General features: G+C 47.1%; 19 protein-coding genes and 1 pseudogene. 3 read left to right on the forward strand and 17 right to left on the reverse strand.

The genetic code is table 11. From position 1 onward, the window contains the following. Nucleotides 1-56 precede the first annotated feature (56 nt). From BCOA_RS33920 to ku, 4 genes are all read right to left on the reverse strand, one after another. A complete protein-coding gene (locus BCOA_RS33920) occupies nt 57-2,042 on the reverse strand; it encodes an LTA synthase family protein (protein WP_014098441.1) in 1,986 nt (661 codons plus the stop codon). A 213-nt stretch (nt 2,043-2,255) separates the two neighbouring features. After that, the gene (locus tag BCOA_RS35730; RefSeq protein ID WP_014098443.1) at nt 2,256-2,432 is read right to left on the reverse strand and encodes a phosphatase PAP2 family protein; all 177 of its coding nucleotides are present in this window, start codon (nt 2,430-2,432) and stop codon (nt 2,256-2,258) included. Next, nucleotides 2,429-2,902 carry a phosphatase PAP2 family protein gene (locus tag BCOA_RS33925; RefSeq protein ID WP_014098444.1) on the reverse strand — a complete coding sequence of 158 codons (474 nt, stop codon included), beginning with the start codon at nt 2,900-2,902 and terminating at the stop codon, nt 2,429-2,431. The genes BCOA_RS35730 and BCOA_RS33925 overlap by 4 nt, the downstream gene beginning before the upstream one ends. Before the next feature lie 91 nt (nt 2,903-2,993). Further along, nucleotides 2,994-3,827 (reverse strand): non-homologous end joining protein Ku, encoded by an 834-nt coding sequence (gene ku, locus BCOA_RS33930; protein WP_014098445.1) that lies wholly within the window; start codon nt 3,825-3,827, stop codon nt 2,994-2,996. Nucleotides 3,828-3,917: 90 nt separating this feature from the next. On the opposite strand from ku, the gene BCOA_RS33935 reads away from it, so the two are divergent. Further along, entirely contained in the window at nt 3,918-5,759 is a 1,842-nt protein-coding gene (locus BCOA_RS33935) for a DNA ligase D (protein ID WP_014098446.1), read from the forward strand. Between the two features lie 58 nt (nt 5,760-5,817). Here BCOA_RS33935 and dapF read toward each other — a convergent pair whose 3' ends face one another. Both dapF and BCOA_RS33945 read right to left on the reverse strand, forming a co-directional pair. Further along, nucleotides 5,818-6,813 carry a diaminopimelate epimerase gene (dapF, locus tag BCOA_RS33940; RefSeq protein WP_014098447.1) on the reverse strand — a complete coding sequence of 332 codons (996 nt, stop codon included), beginning with the start codon at nt 6,811-6,813 and terminating at the stop codon, nt 5,818-5,820. 63 nt (nt 6,814-6,876) lie between these two features. Beyond that, nucleotides 6,877-7,611, reverse strand: coding sequence for a hypothetical protein (locus tag BCOA_RS33945; RefSeq protein WP_014098448.1), 735 nt, complete (start codon nt 7,609-7,611; stop codon nt 6,877-6,879). Nucleotides 7,612-7,795: 184 nt separating this feature from the next. On the opposite strand from BCOA_RS33945, the gene BCOA_RS33950 reads away from it, so the two are divergent. Continuing rightward, entirely contained in the window at nt 7,796-9,160 is a 1,365-nt protein-coding gene (locus BCOA_RS33950) for an MATE family efflux transporter (protein WP_014098449.1), read from the forward strand. A 130-nt stretch (nt 9,161-9,290) separates the two neighbouring features. Here BCOA_RS33950 and BCOA_RS33955 read toward each other — a convergent pair whose 3' ends face one another. The 8 genes from BCOA_RS33955 to BCOA_RS34000 all read right to left on the reverse strand — a co-directional run bounded on the left by BCOA_RS33955 (nt 9,291) and on the right by BCOA_RS34000 (nt 16,747). Beyond that, nucleotides 9,291-10,028 (reverse strand): CAP domain-containing protein, encoded by a 738-nt coding sequence (locus tag BCOA_RS33955; RefSeq protein ID WP_014098450.1) that lies wholly within the window; start codon nt 10,026-10,028, stop codon nt 9,291-9,293. A gap of 379 nt (nt 10,029-10,407) precedes the next feature. Then, nucleotides 10,408-10,845 (reverse strand): MarR family winged helix-turn-helix transcriptional regulator, encoded by a 438-nt coding sequence (locus BCOA_RS33965; protein WP_014098451.1) that lies wholly within the window; start codon nt 10,843-10,845, stop codon nt 10,408-10,410. Between the two features lie 108 nt (nt 10,846-10,953). Then, nucleotides 10,954-12,447 (reverse strand): S41 family peptidase, encoded by a 1,494-nt coding sequence (locus tag BCOA_RS33970; protein WP_014098452.1) that lies wholly within the window; start codon nt 12,445-12,447, stop codon nt 10,954-10,956. 372 nt (nt 12,448-12,819) lie between these two features. After that, nucleotides 12,820-14,235 carry an ISLre2 family transposase gene (locus tag BCOA_RS33975; RefSeq protein ID WP_014095747.1) on the reverse strand — a complete coding sequence of 472 codons (1,416 nt, stop codon included), beginning with the start codon at nt 14,233-14,235 and terminating at the stop codon, nt 12,820-12,822. Nucleotides 14,236-14,349: 114 nt separating this feature from the next. Continuing rightward, nucleotides 14,350-15,144: a M15 family metallopeptidase gene (locus BCOA_RS33980; RefSeq protein ID WP_014098453.1), complete on the reverse strand. Its 795-nt coding sequence runs from the start codon at nt 15,142-15,144 to the stop codon at nt 14,350-14,352. Nucleotides 15,145-15,519: 375 nt separating this feature from the next. After that, nucleotides 15,520-15,699 (reverse strand): YozD family protein, encoded by a 180-nt coding sequence (locus BCOA_RS33990; protein ID WP_014098455.1) that lies wholly within the window; start codon nt 15,697-15,699, stop codon nt 15,520-15,522. Between the two features lie 101 nt (nt 15,700-15,800). Beyond that, nucleotides 15,801-16,442: a hypothetical protein gene (locus BCOA_RS33995; RefSeq protein WP_014098456.1), complete on the reverse strand. Its 642-nt coding sequence runs from the start codon at nt 16,440-16,442 to the stop codon at nt 15,801-15,803. A gap of 86 nt (nt 16,443-16,528) precedes the next feature. Further along, on the reverse strand, nt 16,529-16,747 hold the full coding sequence (locus tag BCOA_RS34000) for a YozE family protein (RefSeq protein WP_014098457.1): 219 nt from the start codon (nt 16,745-16,747) through the stop codon (nt 16,529-16,531). A gap of 178 nt (nt 16,748-16,925) precedes the next feature. Here BCOA_RS34000 and BCOA_RS34005 point away from each other — a divergent pair, with 178 nt between their 5' ends. After that, nucleotides 16,926-18,722 carry a methyl-accepting chemotaxis protein gene (locus BCOA_RS34005; RefSeq protein ID WP_014098458.1) on the forward strand — a complete coding sequence of 599 codons (1,797 nt, stop codon included), beginning with the start codon at nt 16,926-16,928 and terminating at the stop codon, nt 18,720-18,722. A gap of 49 nt (nt 18,723-18,771) precedes the next feature. Here BCOA_RS34005 and BCOA_RS35735 read toward each other — a convergent pair. The 3 genes and pseudogenes from BCOA_RS35735 to msrA form a co-directional block, all read right to left on the reverse strand. Continuing rightward, nucleotides 18,772-18,861 (reverse strand): annotated as a pseudogene (locus BCOA_RS35735) (YjcZ family sporulation protein); the annotation flags it as partial. Nucleotides 18,862-19,036: 175 nt separating this feature from the next. Then, a complete protein-coding gene (gene msrB, locus BCOA_RS34010; protein ID WP_014098460.1) occupies nt 19,037-19,459 on the reverse strand; it encodes a peptide-methionine (R)-S-oxide reductase MsrB in 423 nt (140 codons plus the stop codon). Next, nucleotides 19,449-19,985 carry a peptide-methionine (S)-S-oxide reductase MsrA gene (msrA, locus tag BCOA_RS34015; RefSeq protein WP_014098461.1) on the reverse strand — a complete coding sequence of 179 codons (537 nt, stop codon included), beginning with the start codon at nt 19,983-19,985 and terminating at the stop codon, nt 19,449-19,451. Before msrA ends, msrB begins: the two co-directional genes overlap by 11 nt. Between the last annotated feature and the right edge of the window lie 11 nt (nt 19,986-19,996).

Below are 19,996 nucleotides of genomic sequence, written 5' to 3' on the forward strand. Positions count from 1 at the left end.
TCTTTTTGCACGGCACAACAAACAACCCCCGGTTGATTCACCGGGGGTTGTTTGTTTTATTTATTCTTTTTGGCTGAATCCGGAATGGAGGTTTCAGGCAACCCACTCATATCCGTCTGGTCAAAGGAATAATCGTACTTGTTCCGGTTCACCGGCGTAAAACCTTTTGGTGTGTAGAAACGGAGCAGGTCGTCGTACACCACTTTATCAGACAGATTCAGCATCTCTTTTGCAATCTTTTCATCATTTTTGCCAAGTTTTGGATTGACTTTTTCACCGGTCGCATTGTCGTAAAGCGTTCCGGATACTTGCGTGAACTTATTGGTGACAAAATCGCCGTTACGGAACGGAACGACTTGGCGATGCTGGCTGGACAAAAGATCAGACCCGAACTGGATGTAGTCTTTTGTATCAACGCCAAGCAAATGCATCACCGTCGGCATTACATCGACTTCACCGCCGTACGTATGCTTGATCCCGCCTTTTACGCCCGGAACATGGATAAACAGCGGCACCCTTTGCAGCTGCGCGTTCAAATATGGCGTAATTTCAGGGACACCGAGCACTTTCGCCATTGCCGCATTGTGATTTTCCGAAATGCCGTAATGGTCGCCGTACATGACAATCACGGTATGGTCATAAAGCCCGGATTCCTTCAAATAGGTAAAGAACTGCTGCATCGCTTCATCCAGATAATGGGCGGTTTGGAAATAGTTATCAACGGTTTTATCACCGAAATTGCCTTTCGGGAAGTCAGCATCCTCTTCATCCAATGGAAACGGGAAGTGGTTTGAAAGCGTAATAAACTTCGTATAGAAAGGCTGCGGCAATTTGGTCAAATACTGCATCGATTCATTAAACCAAGGTTTGTCCTTCATCCCGTAGTTTAACGTATTTTTGTCGCTCATATCGTAATACTTGGCGTCAAAGAAACGGTCATAGCCGAACGATTTGTACATTTCGTCACGGTTCCAGAAAGTCTTATAGTTTCCGTGGAAAACAGCCGATGTATAGCCTTTCTGGCCAAGAATGGCAGGTGCTGCCTGGTACGTATTTTGTGCTTTCGTCGTAAATACAGACCCCGTCGGCAGCGGGAACAGCGAGTTTTCCATCATAAATTCGGCATCAGACGTTTTCCCCTGGCCTGTCTGGTGGAAAAAGTTATCGAAATAAAAGGTGTTTTTATCCTTTGTCAGCGAGTTTAAAAACGGTGTGACTTCTTTGCCGTCCAATTTGTAATTGATCAAAAAGTTCTGGAACGACTCAAGTGAAACGTAAATGACATTCATACCCTTTGCCGCGCCGAAATATTTGCTGTCCGGCTCGGTATAGTTCGCTTTCACATAGTTTTCCACATCGCTCACGTCACTGCTGTCAGCCATCGCCCGCTGTGCAGACGATTTTGTTGTCTGGATCGCATCATAAAGCGTGTAATTGTACATACCGAGATATTTCACGATATAGCTACGGTCAAAAGTCCGCGTTAAAAGCTGCGGGCGGTCCGCTTCGGCAAGCCCGAGATTAAAAATGAAAAATGCAATCGCGGCAATCATCAGCCCGGCAAGCGAGCGGCGGTTGATTTTCCCTGCGTTGGCCCTGACGGTTTTCGTTGCAATCAAGGCAATGAGGATGATCGTATCAAAAAAGTAAAAAATATCATAAGGCTTCATTAATGCAGCTGCACTCCCGCCGAGGTCGCCGAAGTTTTTCGTCTGCGACAAAACCGGCAGCGTAATGAAGTCATTGAAGAAACGGTAATAGCATACATTCGCGTACAGCAAAACAGACAAAAGCACGTCAATCACAGTCATTGCAATGATCCGGCCGCGTCCCTTAAAGAAAAGCGCAAGCGCAAAGAAGAACAGTGCCGAGCTGATGGGATTGATGGCAAGCAAAAATTTCTGCATGCCGTTTTGCAGATCCAGATTGAATTCCGCTTTATAGACAATATAAGTTTTTACCCAGAACAATAAAACCATGAGAAAGTACAGGGCGTATTTTTTATTTAGCAAACTTTTAATCTGGTTAAACGAGATCTTCATTCAGTATTCCCTCCCAATTGCCAAACTCTCCGGCAACAATTTCAGGACGCTTCATTTATTCATACCAACATATTGTAATACAATTTTAAAAAAAAGCAAGCGCTCATCAACGGCTTTTCCAGCCCCTGGGCAGCCCTTTCCGGCCAAGCGGGGCTGTCCGCGCCGGAATTCCGCATACCCACCGCCAAATATTTTTATTTCCACCATATTTTATTACAATTTCAATTTTCTTTCAAACAAGTTCAACGCAAGCGCAGATAAAATGACCCAAACAAGGCCGGCCGCATATCCTCCGGCAACGTCGCTCGGGTAGTGGACCCCTAAATAGATGCGGCTAATGCCGATGGCAAGCACCAATAAAAGGGCAAACAGCGTCCCCGCGACCTTCACCCACCGGCGTTCGCAATGCGGAACAGGATCAATACGAGGCAGCCGTATAAAATCATGGATCCCATCGAATGCCCGCTTGGGAAGCTGTAACCCGTTTCCTGGACGACACGCATAATATCGGGACGCTGGCGCTTGAATATGTATTTTAATATGGTGTTAAAAACCCCGGCTCCAAGCGCGACAGATACAGCGAGATAAAGGCTTAGTGTACGGTATTTTTTGATCCAGAGCACAAGGGAAAGAAAGAGGGTGACCGCCGCCGCCCCTTTTACAGATCCGAGAAAGGTAACAGCCAGCATCACGCTCGTTAGCCGGCCGGAAATATTCCCCTGGACAAATGAGATAATCGGAAGGTCAAAATGCCGGATCTCCGCCTGGTTGAAGTGACCGGCGATTTCAAAAAAAATCCAGGTGCAGAAGGAAAGCACCAGTAAAACGAACACCCATTGCACAATCGTCTGCCTTTTCATCATCAACCTCCAATATGAAATAATTTACCATATTGGAGGCTTTCCGGCAAATTTTCCGGCATTCCCCGTGCTATCCGGTACCGCCCGGTTTTTACGCTTCTTTTGCCTTTGTTTTGGCCGCTTTTTTTGGTTTTTTTGCCGGTTTTTTTGCCGGCTTTGCCCTGTCGATGGAAGCCTGGAGCGCCGCCATCAGGTCGGTCACATTGTTTTCCGGTTCTTTTACTTTTGCCGTGACGAGTTTTTTTCCGGTCCGTTTCGATTCAATTAAAGCCATCAGGTTTGACCGGTATGCATCCGTATATTTTTCAGGCTCAAACGATGTCGTTAACTGATCAATCAGCAAAATTGCCGTCTCAATTTCTTTTTTCGAGACTTCATCATCTTGCGGCACATTCGGAACGTCAGATGCTTTCCGGACTTCATCCGGGTAATGGATCGTTTCCATCAAAAGCGTGTTTTCATACACGCGGATAACGGCGAGCTGCTCCTTTGAACGCATAACAATCCGGGCAAGTCCGACTTTCTCTGATTCGGTCAGCGCTTTCCGCAACAAGCCGTAAGCTTTTACGCCCCCTTCATTCGGGGACATGTAATAACTCCGGTTAAAATAGACCGGGTCGATCTCCCGCATATCAAGAAAATCCATAATTTCCACTGCTTTTTCTTCTGTCTGTTTGCGCAGTTCTTCCAGTTCTTCCTCTTCCAGTACGACAAACTTTCCTTTCGCGATTTCGTATCCTTTTACGATTTCTTTTGCGTCCAATTCTTCCTCGCACACCGGACAAACCTTTTCATACCGGATCGGGGAATGGCATTTTTTATGAAGGGAACGCAATTTGATATCTTTATCTTCCGTTGCGGCATGCAGTTTAATCGGGATATTGACGAGTCCGAAACTGATCGTGCCTTTCCACATCGTATGCATGAATGAAACGCCTCGCTTTTTGAAGATAATATATGTACGAATCCACCCCGCTATGTACTTCAACTTTTGGAAAAAGAAAGGGTGCTCGAAATGAAACCGATGTTGCCGGTTTTAAAATGGTCTCTGCCAGATACAGGAAAGTGGGTATACGAAATTAAATATGACGGTTATCGCGCGATCCTCGACTGGACAGAAGACGGCATGCGGTTATGGAGCCGCAACGGAAAAGATTTGCTGCCCCGGTTTCCGGAAATCCGCACCTTTTTGCAAACGCTTGAAGGCCGTGTAAAAGGGCAGCTTCCGTTACGGCTTGACGGCGAACTTGTGCTGCTTGAAAATCCGTATAAAGCTGGCTTTAGGGAGCTGCAACGCCGCGGGCGGATGAAAGCTGAAGCAGCTGCAGAGCAGGCGAAAATGCGCCCCGCCCATTATCTCGTATTTGATTTGCTCATGCTTGGCGGAGAGGATATGGCCGGCAAACCGTATTTGCAGCGAAAAAAAGCATTGGAAAACTTATGTGAAACGCTCGCGCTGCCGCTCTCCCCCGCCCCGGGCGAAACGGCACGGGTTCAGCAAATCCCGTTCACCCGTGACGCATCCGTCTTAAAAGAGACGGTGAAAAATTTTAACAGTGAAGGCATTGTCGCAAAACAAACGGACAGCAAGTGGGAAGCGGGAAAACGAGTTGAAACATGGATAAAAGTGAAAAATTGGAAGACAGCCGCCTGCTTTATTACGGCTTACGACGAGAAAAACGGGTATTTCGATGTCGCAGTGTTTAAAGATGGCGGCATTTTTCCAATCGGCCAGTTTCTTTTCAGCATGAATCCGGACGAAAAACAAATCCTCACAGAAGCGGTCAGGAAAAATGCCGCAAACAATGAAAACGGCGTCTACACGATCGATCCTTCGATTTGCGTCGAGATATTTTATTTGGAATGGGACGGCGCCAATCTGCGGGAACCTCATTTCCACCGCTTCCGCTTTGATCTTTCACCGGATGCCTGTACGTTTGAAGATTTCAGGCTCCGTAACGCCGCCATTCCGGAAGAAGTGGAAGTGACGCATCCGGATAAACCGCTATGGAAAAAGCGCCATGTGACAAAGCTCGACTTTCTTGCCTATATGCGGGAAATTTCTCCTTTTATGCTGCCGTTTCTTTCGGACAGGCTTTTGACCGTCATCCGTTACCCGCACGGCGTCTTCGGCGAGGCATTTTACCAGAAAAACTGCCCCGATTATGCGCCCGCTTTTGTGGATACGGCTATGCATGAAGACATCCGGTATATTGTCTGCAACGATTTAAAAACACTGATGTGGCTCGCAAACCAGCTGGCGGTGGAATACCATATCCCGTTTCAGACCGTAAACAGTCGTTTCGTCAGTGAGATTGTATTTGATTTTGACCCCCCTTCCCGGGATGCGTTTCAACTTGCAGTAGAAGCGGCTTTGCTGTTAAAACAGGTGACGGATGCCCTTCATTTGGAGAGCTTTGTCAAAATTTCTGGAAATAAAGGGCTGCAAGTCTACATTCCATTGCCGGACAGGCAATTCTCATGGGAAGATACAAGGCTGTTCACGGAATTTATGGCTGCTTATTTCATTTCGAAATCGCCTGAACATTTTACAATCGAACGGATGAAGAAAAAACGGGGCGGAAAATTATATGTTGATTTCGTCCAGCATGCGGAAGGAAAAACGATCATTGCACCTTATTCGATGCGCGGGCATGAGGATGCGCTTGTGGCGGCGCCGCTTTTCTGGGAAGAAGTAAACGCGTCGCTTTCGCCGTATGACTTTACCATTGAAACGGTCCTTTCGCGTGTGAACCGGTACGGCTGCCCGTTTGCGCGATTCTTTGCCTGCAAAAGCGGCCAGCCTTTTGCCCCGGTACTTGCATTTTTAAAGCAGAACAAAGGGCGCCCCATATAGTTTGGCGCAGCTTTCCAATCGAAAAAAATACGCCTCCCTTTTACAGGAGACGAAAATTTTAAGCCAATGCTTTCTCTACCGTTTCTTTTGCATGGGTTTCGAGCTTTTGATACAGCTTCTGTTCGCCGAAATCCTTTTTTTCTGCAATCCGGAACTGTTCCGGGTGCCCATCGTCAAAAGAAACAGCGGTTTCGTATAAATAGGTGGCATTACCGATCAGGTCAATCGTGTATGCCGGTTCCCCTTCTTTTTCAATTTTTTGGACAAAGCACCGTACTTTACCGCCATTATTGAACACGTCGATCATTTCACCGAACGGGCGCAATCTTAACAGGCAGGCCACAAGGCTTGAAGCGGACATCGCCGTTCCGCACGCATTTGTAAAACCGACGCCGCGTTCAAACGTGCGGACGTATAAGCCATTTTCACCAATCGGTTTGGCAAAGCTGACATTCACGCCGTCCGGAAAGATATCATTTGGTCCGTTCACATACTCGGACAATGTTTTTTGCGTATCAGACCGGAATCCTTCATTTTCGACAAAGGCGATCAGATGCGGATTCGGCACCGCAACTGCTGTAAACGACAAATCTTCCGACAAGGCCTTAACCGGTTCATTGATGAGCACTTCTTTATCAATATGCATCGGCAGTTTGTTCAAGTCAAAGGAGACAGGCGAGATTTCGACCCGGAACGTTGGGATGCCGTCCAATAGGGGCTCTGCTTTGCGGGCATATAGATTTGCTTTCATCGTTTCAATTAACAGATCGTCTTTCCCGCGTTTTTCGGATACGTACCGCGCAACACAGCGCAGGCCGTTCCCGCACATGGACGCCTCGGAACCGTCCGCATTGAATACCCGCATTTTTGCGTCTGCCTGCTGGCTTTCCGACACAAAGAGCAGGCCGTCCGCCCCGAGCCCGGCATCGCGCCGGCAAAATGACAGAGCCATTTTTTTGCGGATGTCGTCCGTTAATGGCGCAGAGATTTCCGTTTCATCGATCAGCAAAAAATCGTTGCCTGAGCCGTGGCATTTAATCAGTTTCACATGCATGATGGATTTCCTCTCTTTTTCTTTCTTTATTCTTACAAAAATTGTATCATTTCTTCTTTTTTTTTACACGAAATATTTATTATGCCTGTAAAAAAAGGCGAGCAGTGCGATGACGAGTACTTCGTCTTCTTCCGTCCCCCGTATAAAAGTAAGTACCGGTGCATTAAGCGGAAACTTCTGCTGCCAGCTCACCGGCATCACGCCGCGTGACACCACTGCTAAAAGTTGTTCGTCCCGGTAAAATTCCAAATCATGGTTTCCATTTTTCCGGATCGCACAAGTCCGGCTGCCGTTTTCAAATATCATTTCTTTTCCCTTTGCTCTTTTTAATGAAAAGAACCGTTCATATGCCGGAAACCCGATGCTGATTTCCCAATTTTGCCGTTTGCGGACCGTGGCGCTAAATGTGGCGCCCGCTCCCCGTTCAAGGCGGAAATACCGGATTTGTTGTCTGAAAGCTTTTTCCTCAAGCAGCCACCCTAAGCGGCCGCTTCCATCATAAAGCTGCACCGAGAGTTTTGCACCGGGCGGAAACTGGATCAAGTACTGCCCGCTGTCCGCTTGTCTTTCTTCCTCCCCTTTTTCTCCGGATATGTTTTCTTCTATCTTTTGATAGTAGAAATAGCGCGCAGCAAAGTAGAGAATGAACAGCCAGACGGCCAAAATCAGCCAGTTGAACATGCCGCCGCGCCCGATATACATCAGCGTGAGACAAAATGCGGAAAGGCCGCATGCAAGAATAACGGTTTGACACAGGTACATGTGAGACAACGTCGAATAGGTTTTTTTCAGCTCCATACAGACTCTCCCGTTTTTGTCTGGTCACTCTATTATATGAGACTTTTTATAAATCATGATGGTTTTACGGGTTTGCAAATCTTTCGCCGGGCATTTCCATCTTCATGGCAGGCTATCCATGGCGGCCCGAAAAATGAATATGTTATAATTTTTTGGAGTCCGTGGAAAAGTTGGGGGAATGAACATGAAACAAACCTTTACCTTAAAAGAAAAAATCGCACAGCTTTGGCATTTATTTCTGCCGATTCTCATCACCCAGCTTGCGATGCTGCTCATGAATTTTTTCGATACAACGATGTCCGGCCATTTTTCCAAAGCCGATCTGGCCGGTGTTGCGATCGGCGCATCCCTCTGGTTCCCCGTTTCAACCGGGCTGGGAACGGTTTTACAGGCGGTTACCCCGATCATTTCCCATTTGATCGGCAGCAAAAACACGGATGAAATCCCCCGTACATTTATCCAGAGCCTTTACGTCGCCGTCTGTATGGTTGTACTGGTGCTGTTTGCAGGCGGGCTATCGATCGGGCCGGTCCTTGGCCGGATGGATTTAGCACCGCATGTGGAGAGGGTCGCGCATCGGTTTTTATTTGCCCTGTCCTTCGGGCTGATTCCGTTGTTCTGTTACCAGGTTTGCCGCTCGCTGATTGATGCGACCGGGCTGACAAAAATATCGATGTTGATCACGCTGTTGGCGCTGCCCATCAATATTGGATTGAATGTTCTGTTCATCTTCGGGCATGCCGGATTTCCGCAGCTTGGCGGGGCAGGTGCCGGCGTTGCGAGCGCCATCACCTACTGGCTTATCTTGTTGATTGCAATCCTTGTGCTTATGCGTTTGCCGCGTTTTGCTGAAATGCGGCTGTTCCGCACGTTTTACCCGGTTTCTTTCCGCAGCTGGAAAGCGCTGTTGTCGCTTGGGATCCCGATGGGGTTGTCGACTTTTTTTGAATCGAGCATTTTTTCGGTTGTGACATTGTTCATGAGCAAATTTGGCACTGACACGATCGCTTCCCATCAGGCCGCCATGAATTTTGAATCGCTTTTGTACATGCTTCCGCTCAGCATTTCGCTTGCAATGACGATTCTTGTCAGTTTTGAAGCAGGGGCCGGAAGATTTAAAGACGCCCGCCTGTACAGCACAATCGGACTTATAACCGCTGTTGTGATCGCCACCTTGACCGGGCTGTTGCTCTACTTATTCCATGAACAAGTGGCAGCGTTTTACAGTGATGATCCGGCTGTCATCCGGTTAACCGGACATTTTTTGCTGTATGCCATCTTTTTCCAATGGTCAGATGCGGTTCAGGCGCCGGTGCAAGGTGCGCTTCGAGGGTATAAAGATGTCCGGATTACGACCATTATGACGTTTGTTTCATATTGGGTTATTGGGCTTCCGCTCGGATATTTGCTGGATGCCGTCACCGCCCTCGGCCCGTTTGCCTACTGGATCGGACTGATCACAGGCCTTGCTGTAGGTGCGGTAACACTTTTAGGACGCTTGCATTATATCCAGCAAAAAGCCGGAGATTTGCTGAAAAAGAATGGATAAGGTTTGGCACAAGCGGGGCTTATCCGGCAGATGGACCAGCGTACAGGAAAGTGGACCCGTTTTCCGTAAGTGACGTTTCAAAAAGTGCGCACAAAAAAGCAGCCCCGTAAAAGAGGCTGCGATAAGCAATTTATTTTCCAATAAATTCTTGTGTCCAGTAATGGCCGTTTTCAACATAGCCCACGCCGATATGGGTAAAGTTTTTATTTAAAATATTCGCCCTGTGGCCTTCGCTGTTCATCCATGCATTCATGACTTCCTGCGGTGTTTGCTGGCCCATTGCGATGTTTTCACCGGCATATTGATACGAGATCCCGAATTGCTTCATCATATCGAACGGAGATCCGTAAGTCGGGCTTGTATGGTCAAAATATTTATGGGTTGCCATATCATTCGATTTGACGCGTGCCATTTTGCTCAAAGCCGTATCAATTTTCAGCGCGCCAAGGCCGTTTTTCGCCCGTTCTTCGTTTACAAGGGTCACCACTTGTTTTTCATAGGCGTTTAACGTGTTGGCAGCCTGGGACTGCGTGCTGCCTGCCGGTTGCGTTGAAGTTTGTTTTGATGCCGATTGCTTTGGTGCTGCTGTTTGTTCCGGTGCCGATTGCTTTGGTGCTGCCGTTGTCTGGTCCGTTTTGCCCGCGTTGTTTGAAGCCGTTTGATTGGTTGCCGGTTTAAAAGAAAAACGGATGTTATGCTGCTTTAACCAGTTCTCCAATTCCTGCATGCTATGAAACTTGTATTCATGTTGAACAACCGTTTTCGGGCTGCAGTTTGTTTCGTTTGAGGCTGCCCCCGCCTTGCCGGAAACTGCCGGTGCAAGGATCAGTGCAAGTGCTGCTGCTGTTGTGAACATAGCCTTTTTCATCAATAATGTCCTCCCTCGTTTTCGTTGGTTTCTCTCTCGTACACAATAGAATCATAACATACGATTTTTGTAATATTTCTGGGAGAAAATAGAACAAGCAGCAAAGCAGGGGCCTGCTTGCAAACTGAAAATGAAAAAGCCAGCTGTATCAAAGGTTCCCATGCATCGTGCGAATTTCCTATCATTTCACACATTGGCACCGTCTTTTTAAATATCCAAAAGATGGAAGGATTTCGGGGTTGACAAGGCGGAAAAAGGACGGGTATTGTTACATTTTTTTCTTAAATGTTGCATGCTGCCACATTCATTTAAAAAAAGCGCCCCGAAGCCGGGCTTGCGGCTTCAGGGCGCTTTTTGTGTATATGGGCGCGTTTTCATATCAGTGCATTTGATTGAGGTGATCTTCAAACTTCCGGAATAGCCTGTACAATGTTTCCCGTTCTTCCTCCGTAAAAACGTCCAACTGGTCTTTCAGAAACCGGGATTTGGTTTCTTTCAACTGACTGATTAACGATTTTCCTTTTTCCGTTAAAATTAAATCGACCACGCGCCTGTCTTTATTGGATCTTCTCCGCTCAATCAGCCCTTTTTCCACGAGCGAATCGGTTACAGAAGTAATATGGCTGGCGGAAACTTGCAGTATTTTCGACAAATCGGATGAACGCATCGAGGATTCCGATAAAAGTTTTAACACCATAAATTCGTTAAGCGTCACATGCTCTTTTAACAAGCTATGCAGTTCTTCTTTAATTTTTCGGTATATTCTACGGAAGATGAATTCCAGATCAACTGTATCTTTTGTCTCCAACACTCCCATTCCTTTCCTTTCTCATATGGGACAGCGAATCTCCTGACTTTATTATATCATTTTTCGTGCATGGGATTGCATAAAATAAGCCGGGAGATTTGCTCCCGGCTTATTTTGCTATTTTTCTTTTTGGACAACTTCTTCGGCTTTTTTGAGCTGCGTATCATGCCGCGTAATAAGATTGCTGATTTCAGACATCAGTTTTGTTGCCGTATCGCCATTGATGATGCCTGTCGGCTGCATTTTTTCATGCATTTGGAAAGCTTCGACAGCCGTTTTTGTATTCCAGTCGAAGTACCCGTCAACCCTGCCCGGATTGTAACCGAGTGCTTTTAGCATTTTTTCCGCCGTCTTTACATCTTCCGAGACCGAATACAGTTTCAATTCTGCATCTGTTCCGATCACCGGAAGTTTGGCATAATCCGGAAGCGACACTTTCTCATCCGGCTCAATCCCTTTTTTATGGATCCAGCTGCCATTTGGTGTCAGCCATTTTTGGACGGTGAATTTTAAAATCGATCCGTCGTTGAATTTTTCAGCAGACTGCACGGTGCCTTTGCCGTATGATTTTTCGCCGACAAGCGGAATGCCTGCCGATTCGTTCAGTGCGGCCGCCAAAATTTCAGAAGCGCTCGCGCTGCCGCCGTCGATCATCACAACCGCCGGGACCGTTATTTTCGTGCCACTTTCTGCCACATATTTCTCCCGGGAGCCGTTCCGGTCTTCCGTTTGCAGGATCGTACGCCCTTCCGGCACAAACATATTCGCAATTTTAATAGCCTGGTCAAGCAATCCGCCCGGGTCCTGACGCACATCGACAATCATCGACTTCATGCCTTGCTTTTTCATGTTCTCAACGGCCGCCTTGAATTCTTTATATGTGCCGTCTGAGAATGTCGTAATCTGGATATGGGCAACCCCGTTTTTCAACATCTTCGCATAAACCGTATTGACCGGGATCGTGTCGCGTGTCAAGGTCACTTTCGTTTCGTCTTTCGATCCGACATGCTGGATCGTGAGTGTCACCTTTGTCCCTTTTTTGCCCCTGATCAACATGACCGCTTCATTGGCGCTCATGCCATGGACGCTTTTGCCGTCAACCGCGAGTATTTTATCGTTCGGCTTCAGGCCGGCTTTTTCGGCCGGGGAACCTTTAATCGGCGAAACAATCACAATATAGCCGTCTTTTTCTTCCACTTCCGCACCGATTCCTTCAAAAGAAGAAGAAATGGTGTTATTGAAGTCTGATGCTTCGGTTTTTGACATATAATCAGAATACGGGTCATTGAGCGATTCCACCATTCCGTTAATGGCCCCGTCGACAAGCGTCTTCTGTTTTACTTTTGTGTAATATTTTTTCTGGATGCTGTCATATGCTTTATATAGTTTGTCAAACTCCGGCCGGTTGACAGTCGTCACGTTGACGGCTTTTTGGTCGCCGAACGCAAAGGCAGCGGTCGTAATGCCGGCTGTTATGAAAATCACGAAAAACAAAAGCATGACAAATTTAAATTTTTTCATACGGATATAACCGGTTTGTTCTTCCTGGCCGGATTCCGTCTGTTTTTTCTCATCGTCCAAAGGCTTCACCACTTTCATGCCGTTTTCCAAAAGTCATAGCTCCCGATTTCTAACTTCTTTATTCTACCAGCTTTTTCTTTTTAATAAAAGAGCCCAGGATTTATTGTATGTGTCAAGTTTTTCTCGACAAGGTTTAAATATCGGGTATTCCAAGACACTCTTTTTGTACACTTTCGGCTACCGTGCTTTACTTGCTCGGTGTAATTTTCGGAAAAGATGTAATATTTCCGTATAAAGATGGATAACGGGGATGTTGAGGCGCGCGAAATTCACTCGCTTTCCGCGGGCGGCCGGCGAGCCTCCTCGCTCGTACCTCGCTGCGGGGTCTCTCCTGGCTCGCTTTTCCCGCAGGAGTCTCGTAAATTTCGCGCGCCTCAACGATCAGTCCCCACTGAGCCAGGCTTAAAACGAAAGCTCTAATATTTTGCTTAAATGTCCCATTGCCGATGAACTGCTTGAATGCAGGGCAACTGATCCGTGCTTTACGCCCACTGACGGGCGTACAGGCTGCTTGAGTAGTTGAGACATCCTGATGGATTGTTTCAAGTTCCGTTGCTTTCTCTCGCTTCTTGAACGGTGTTTCAGATAGGCTTCTCTCAATGTCCCATTGAGCATGCCTTGTTTGATTTTCACCATGGCTTCTGCGCCAAGTTCACTCCAATGCATGCCCCTTTTTTTCATCCTGAAGGAGATATGCCTTTGGTTCGATTCCATAGCTCCTAGGCCTCTCGCACCTTCCGGCACGTTTTTCACCCTGTCCCTCCAGTCAAAAATGCGGTCCCAGTTTTTCAAGATATACGAACGGAATTCCTTGATTTTCTTGAGAGCCTTTTTATCCGTCAAGGTGCTTTCGTGCGTATCCAAATATAACGTGAATTGGTCCAGGTTATGCGTTCTAATCGCTTTTCTAATTTGCTCCTTGATCTCGCTCTTTCCGCCCCCAAATGTCCTTATGATGGCTTGTGCAACGTGGTAGGTATCCAGCTGGTTGAGCACCGGAAATTCCGACTGTGAGAATGCTGTTTGAAACCGTTCAGCTGTGTACCCAGCACCTCCATCACTGTTTGTAATGACTTGCGCTTTTTCGAGGGAATAGGTGTTGGCAGCTGTGGCTTGGACTTCATCCCAAAATGTCTGAATGTCTTCCGTCGTCATGATGACTGTGGGCTGACGCAGGGAGACCCTTTTTCCATTGGTTTCCCAACCTTCATAGAGAATGGCATGGCGGACTTCCATACCCTGTTTCTTTTCCAGTCCCCGGATGAATACGCCATCTGCTTCGGAAAACAGGTAGTCTACCTTCTTCCCATCAGGCAGTGAAGCAGCTATTTCCATCTCTTCTACAAGGGCCTTGTCGGCTTCCACCTGCGTTTTTCCTACGCGTTTCACCATTTCCCCTACAGTTGTATGACTAAGACTCACGGCTGTCCATTCTTTTAAAATATTCGCCACCTCCCGATAGGTGTTCTCACTTGCCAACTCTGCCACCTTTAATTCCACTAACGGGCTATATCTCCGGTGGGGTACCAGCCCCAAGCATTCATCCAAGGGATAATGTGAGTTCCCTCTCTTATCACGCATTAATGAACGTTTAAAAGTCACACTTCCAAATAGAAACTGAACGCTTCTGTTATCACTACGGCAGTACTCCCAGCCTTCCTCCAACTTCTTTTGTTTAATTGTTTTATCTAACTCCTCAAATACATCCCCAACCCATTGTGTAAAAGCCTTCTGCATCAGAAGTTTAAGCTGTTCTTCAAATTCGATAAGACTCTTTGTATCCTTTAATAATCCAGCAATTATTGATATAATATCCATGGGAAGACCTCTCTCTCTAGATGTTCATCTTGAAGTGTACAATTAGATGATAGAGCGTCTTCCCATTTTTTTCCACTCATTTGCCCCTTCGAGTAAAATTTTACACATACGGATTTATTCAGCCTTATGTACATGTTCGAAATACTCTTCAAGCGTCCAGCCGTGCTTGTAAATGACGGCTGCCGCCTCTTTTCCGACATACCGGAAATGCCAGGGCTCGTACTCATATTTCGTAATGTTTTCTTTGTTTTTCGGATACCTTAAAATAAACCCGTATTCATGTGCATGTTTTGCAAGCCAGATGCCTTCCTTCTGCTTCCCCATTTGCTGTGAGAGAAGGAAATGGGCGGTCTGGCTTGTAATATCAACGGCGAGACCGGTCTGATGTTCGCTCGACCCCGGGATGGCAACCGCCTGTTCTGCATGTTCTTCCCCCGAACTTTGCACTTCTGCCGCATACACAGCTTTCTGGCGGTTATACGACCGGTATGCGGAAGCGGCATATAATTCAATGCCGTCCTTCTCGGCGGCGGCAAACATTTTTTCAAGCGCCGCGGCTGCTTCTTTCCGCATATAGCTTTTTTCGATTCTTTCGTCGCCAAATGAAAAGCGGACATTCGGCCGGACGAGGTCTTTCGGTTTGTAATCCCCGAGAATATAGTTTTTATTGACAAGCGCCAAAATATTGTCCGGATTCTGGATCACTTTTTTCCCGTTAACCGTTTTGATTTTGTTAAAATATTTTGCATCAAGCACCAAACCGGAACCGGTTTTTTTCGCGGTATCCGTGTGGGCCGGTTTCGCCGGCGCGGTACTTTTATGGGCGCCCGTTTCCGGCTGGTTTCCGTTTGTTACACTGCAGCCGGCCAAAAAAATCGCGGCAAGGCCGGTATATACATATTTTCTCATGTTGTCACCTTTCTCTATCCTAAAAAATTTGTGCTTTTGATCCTTCTACCGGTACCGCGTTCACTGCGGCATGGGCTTCTGTCCCAAAATGGATGCTCGCCCCCATTTTGAGCCGGTACTGCAAAAGAAGCGGCATGAATGCCCCATCCGGATCTTTCTGCGATGGAAAAAGCAAGCACATTCCCGTTAAGCGCACAACCGTCCGCATCCCGCTCCTTTGCCAAAAAAAATCGCAGGTTTCTCCCCCTGCGATTTCTCTTTTTATTTTAAGGCAAATTCAACGGGACATCAAGTGCTATTTCGTGCGGGACCGAAAAAGGCTGTCCCGGATACCGATGCTGCACCTTTCCCTGTACGGCCTGCAAACAGATCGCCTCATATGGAATCGTCTTCATATTCTTCGTCTATGATGCTTTTTGCAAGCAAGTATTCAAAAGTGATATCGGCAATTTCGTCCAGTTCTTCTTCACGGGGCGCAAATCCCCTTTTCACGAGCTCTTTAAAAAAGAATGCGGCGATTTCCTCTGTATCAATATAAACATCCATATTCTCCATTAAAAACGCCCCCTTTTTTCATCCCGCAGCCACCCCGCGTTTTGTTCTGTTTGTTGATATAAATATGACCCCGTACGGCCTGATATGCCAAACCCGCTAAACTAATCCGGGCCGCCGTGCGCCGAAAGAACCTGGATTTGCATTTTGACCGCCTCAAGCATGGCCCTGTATGCCTCATCACCAAACAGGTTTAACAGTAGCGCATAATCATTATACATATCGAGCAGGCGGTCGATTTTTTCCTGCGTTTTCAAGTCGGAAGTGACAAGCTGATACAGGGGGCTGCTTTTCATCGGGTAAAAAAATTGATAACGGCTGACAAACGAATCGGCCTGCCCGGCATCGGCGATTAACAAAAGTTCTTCTTCATCCGCTTCAAGCCATTCGCCCTTTGGAATGCTGACCATTTCATAAATCACATCTTCCCATGCATCCTCTGCATACCGCCAAATCTCCGTGCGGAAACCAACAATTTTAAAAAGAACGCCGCCATAGCCTTTTACTTTTACAATATCCCCGATAAAAAATTTCAATTCTATATTGACTTCCTCTTTCTTATACAGAATCCCGTCATATTCTTCCAGGCGGGCGAGGCTTTGTTCGGCTAGGAGGCCTTCCCGGTCATTGACCACATAGAAATACCCTCCTTCCAGCTGTCTCACAGCCGTAATTTTTCCCACCGTCCCGTATACTTTTACGACCACTGTATCTCCAACTTGAAACTTCGGCGCTTTTGCATCCATTTTTCATGCTCCTTGAAAACGAAACACGTTTTACTTCATTCTATGCATGCGCTCCGGAAAAAGCGAACAGCACAATTTTCGGCCGGTTATTTGCTTTCGCCTTTATAAATCTCCCATGCCCGATCAAAAACCGACATTGACGGGATATAATGCCCGTTTAATTCGAGATAGGAACTGATTTCATGATAGTTGGTTGAATGTTTCGGAAAACTGTGATCATTGTATGCCCCATTGGCAAAAACCGTCAACTCGTCACGGAGATGCGGATCCCTATATCTCATTAAAAACTGGTAAAAAGATTTCATAAGTATCCCCCAAAATGATTTTTACTCCAATATAGCGGATCGTCTCCCCCGCGTAAAGTAGAAAGGGTGGCATTACGGGAAGAGGAAGTTTTTACAAAAAACTAGAAAAAGATAGAAAACATGTTTAAAATATAGATGATGATTTGCGGTTCACAGGGTAAAAAGGAGGGGCTTTTGATTGAATAAAAGGAACATTTTTGCAATAAGAAAGCAAAAAAGCGAGAAACGGAAAAATTCCCGTCCGAACCGCCAGCTGCATCGGCTTCCCCTTTATTATTTGCAGACGATCAGGGGAAAAATTGTGATTTCATTCGGGGTTTTAACCGTCTTGCTCATTGTATTAACCGTCACTTCATACATAAACATGCGCGAGCTGGAGAATGAAATCAATCATGTTGTCCAGCATGACCTCGCCGTGCACGATCGTGTCCAAAGCCTGCTCAATCAGACCGGCGAAATTGAAACGGGCGCCCTGAATTACGCCATTTCCGGAAATGAAGCTGCGTTACGGCCGTATGACCAGGGGAAACAGGAAGCCAGCAGCACGTTAAGCCGCTTGCAAAAAATGCTGAAAGATGACCGGTTGCAGAGCCAAAAACTCGAAAAAATTTCGGAAGCCTATAATTTCTGGGTAGGAACAGTTGACCGGGTTGTCGAAGCAAGGCAGTACGGGTCGGAACAAGAAGCGGTTGCACAAGTGAAGGATTCCCAGGCATCCGACTACATGAAAAATTTGAAAAGCAGCATCCATGATTTGCTGATAAGCACCACACAGGCATCAGAAAGCCGGATCGGCGACTTGCATCGTTCCGTCCTGATTGCGCGGATCGTAACCGTCACCCTTTCCTTGCTTGCCATCGTGCTGGCTGTCATGCTCAGCATCAGCCTAACGAAAAACATCAAATCGAGCACGAGAAAAATCAGCCGGTCGATTTTGGGAATCGCAGATGCCGGCGGGGATTTGACAAGGCGGATTGAAGTGACGTCCAATGACGAACTGGCAAAACTGGCAAGAGATACAAACCAGCTGATAGACGGCATTGCCCGGCTTGTAAAAGAAGTATCCGCGATGGCGGAAAGTGTCTCTGCCTCAAGCGAAGAACTGCTCGCTTCTTCTGAAGAAACATCGAAAACGATCCAGTCGATTGCGGAAACAGCCAATGAAATCGCGGCAGACAGCGAACAAACTTCTTCCAAGATGGATACATCCTTATCGAAAATGAAGTCGCTTGAAGAAGTGGTCGATACGCTTTTCCGGCAGGCGGAAACGGTAAAACAGGCTTCGCTCCATATGAAAGAATCGGCAGAAAAAGGCAGCCGGTCCATTATGGAAACGTCCGGCAAAATGAAGAGCATTGAAGCGATCATGACAAATACGAGCAAAACGGTAGAGGCGCTCGGTGAAAAGTCGGATGATATTACAAAGATCATTATGACGATCACCGGGATTGCCAAACAAACCAATTTGCTTGCATTGAATGCGGCAATCGAGGCAGCCAGGGCCGGGGAGCACGGGCGCGGCTTTGCCGTCGTAGCAGATGAAGTCAGAAAACTGGCCGAACAATCCCAGTCTGCCGCCCAGGAAGTCACGAATATTGTGCGTTCGATCCAAAAAGAAATTAGCACCATTATCGGCCAGAATCAGGAAGGGGTAGAGGCGGTTACTTCCGGCGTGCAAATTTCCAATGAAACGATGCACTCGCTCGAAGTCATTCAAAAACAAACGAATGAAACGACAAATGTCATTATTGACATGGCCGCCCAAATTGAAAAAACGCAAAAACTTTCTGTCGATGTCGCCGATTCGTTCGATGCCGTCAGCAAGATTGCCATGAATACCGCGGCAAATACGGAAATGACCGCAGCAAGTACCGAGGAAGGGTCTGCATCGATGGAAGAAGTCACAGCCGCAGCCTCGGAGTTGTCAAAACAGGCAGAAAACCTGCGCAAGCTGATCGGAAACTTTAAAATATAAAAGACACACTGAAAAAGCCCAGGGCATAGCCCCGGGCCTTTTCAGTTTTTTAATTGGGGCCGATCCAGCATGCGCCGATAATGATCAGCAAAATAAACAGCACAACAATTAAAGCAAAGCCGTTTCTGTGTCCTGCAAAGCCCCAGCCGTAACCGGACCCATAACCGTATCCGTAGCCGCAGCAGGGATCATATGCAGGGTAAGCACCTTCATGGCCGTAATACATCCCATTCACTCCTCAAAAAAACTGTTTTTCTGTACAGTGCATCGTATGGGATACGGGCCCGTTTTGTATGTGCATCCGCCCAGCCGGCTTATTCTTTTTCTTCAAAGAGCGCAAGATACTCCCCATATCCTTCTTCCTCAAGCTTTTCTTTCGGAATAAAACGCATCGCGGCTGAATTCATGCAGTACCGAAGATGCGCAGGGCCTGGCCCATCCGGAAACACATGGCCCAAATGCGCGTCAGACGCCTTGCTTCTCACTTCCGTACGAATCATGCCGTGGCTCGTATCAAGCCGTTCGGTAAGTTCGCCGGCATCGATCGGTTTTGTAAAACTCGGCCAGCCGCAGCCTGCATCATATTTATCTTTTGAACTGAACAGCGGTTTTCCGGAAATAACATCGACATAAATCCCGTCGCGAAACTCGTTCCAGTATTCATTTTGAAACGGCGGTTCCGTTCCGTTTTTCCGCGTCACTTCATATTGCAAAGGCGTCAGTTTTTCATCCTTCATGTTCATCCCTCCAATGGTTGCGGATAAATGCGGCCCTGCCTGAACCTTGCCGGTAAGCCTCGTAATGGGTCGGATTTTTCCGGTAATAATCCTGATGGTAACTTTCCGCCGGATAAAAGGCGGAAGCCGGTTCAATTGTGACAGCAATCGGCTTTTTAAACCGCCCGCTCTCTTCTAGCCGTTTTTTTGAAGCTTCCGCCGCCTGCTTTTGGGCTTCGTTTTGATAGAAAATAACGGGCCGGTAAGAGGTCCCCCTGTCGTAAAACTGCCCGCCTGCATCTGTCGGGTCAATTTGCCGCCAGTAAATGTCAAGCAGCTTTTCGTAAGGAAAAACTTCCGGATCAAACGTAATTTCAACAGCTTCTGTATGCCCGGTCGCACCGGAGCACACTTCCTCATATGTCGGGTTCGGCTTTGTTCCGCCTGTGTACCCGGAAACGACTTTTTGAATGCCGGGCAATTGGTCAAAAGGATGGACCATGCACCAGAAGCATCCGCCGGCAAAAATCGCGGTTTCCTCTGCCATGCGGCTCCCCC

The sequence above is a fragment of the Heyndrickxia coagulans 36D1 genome (assembly GCF_000169195.2).
GTDB lineage: Bacteria > Bacillota > Bacilli > Bacillales > Bacillaceae_C > Weizmannia > Weizmannia faecalis.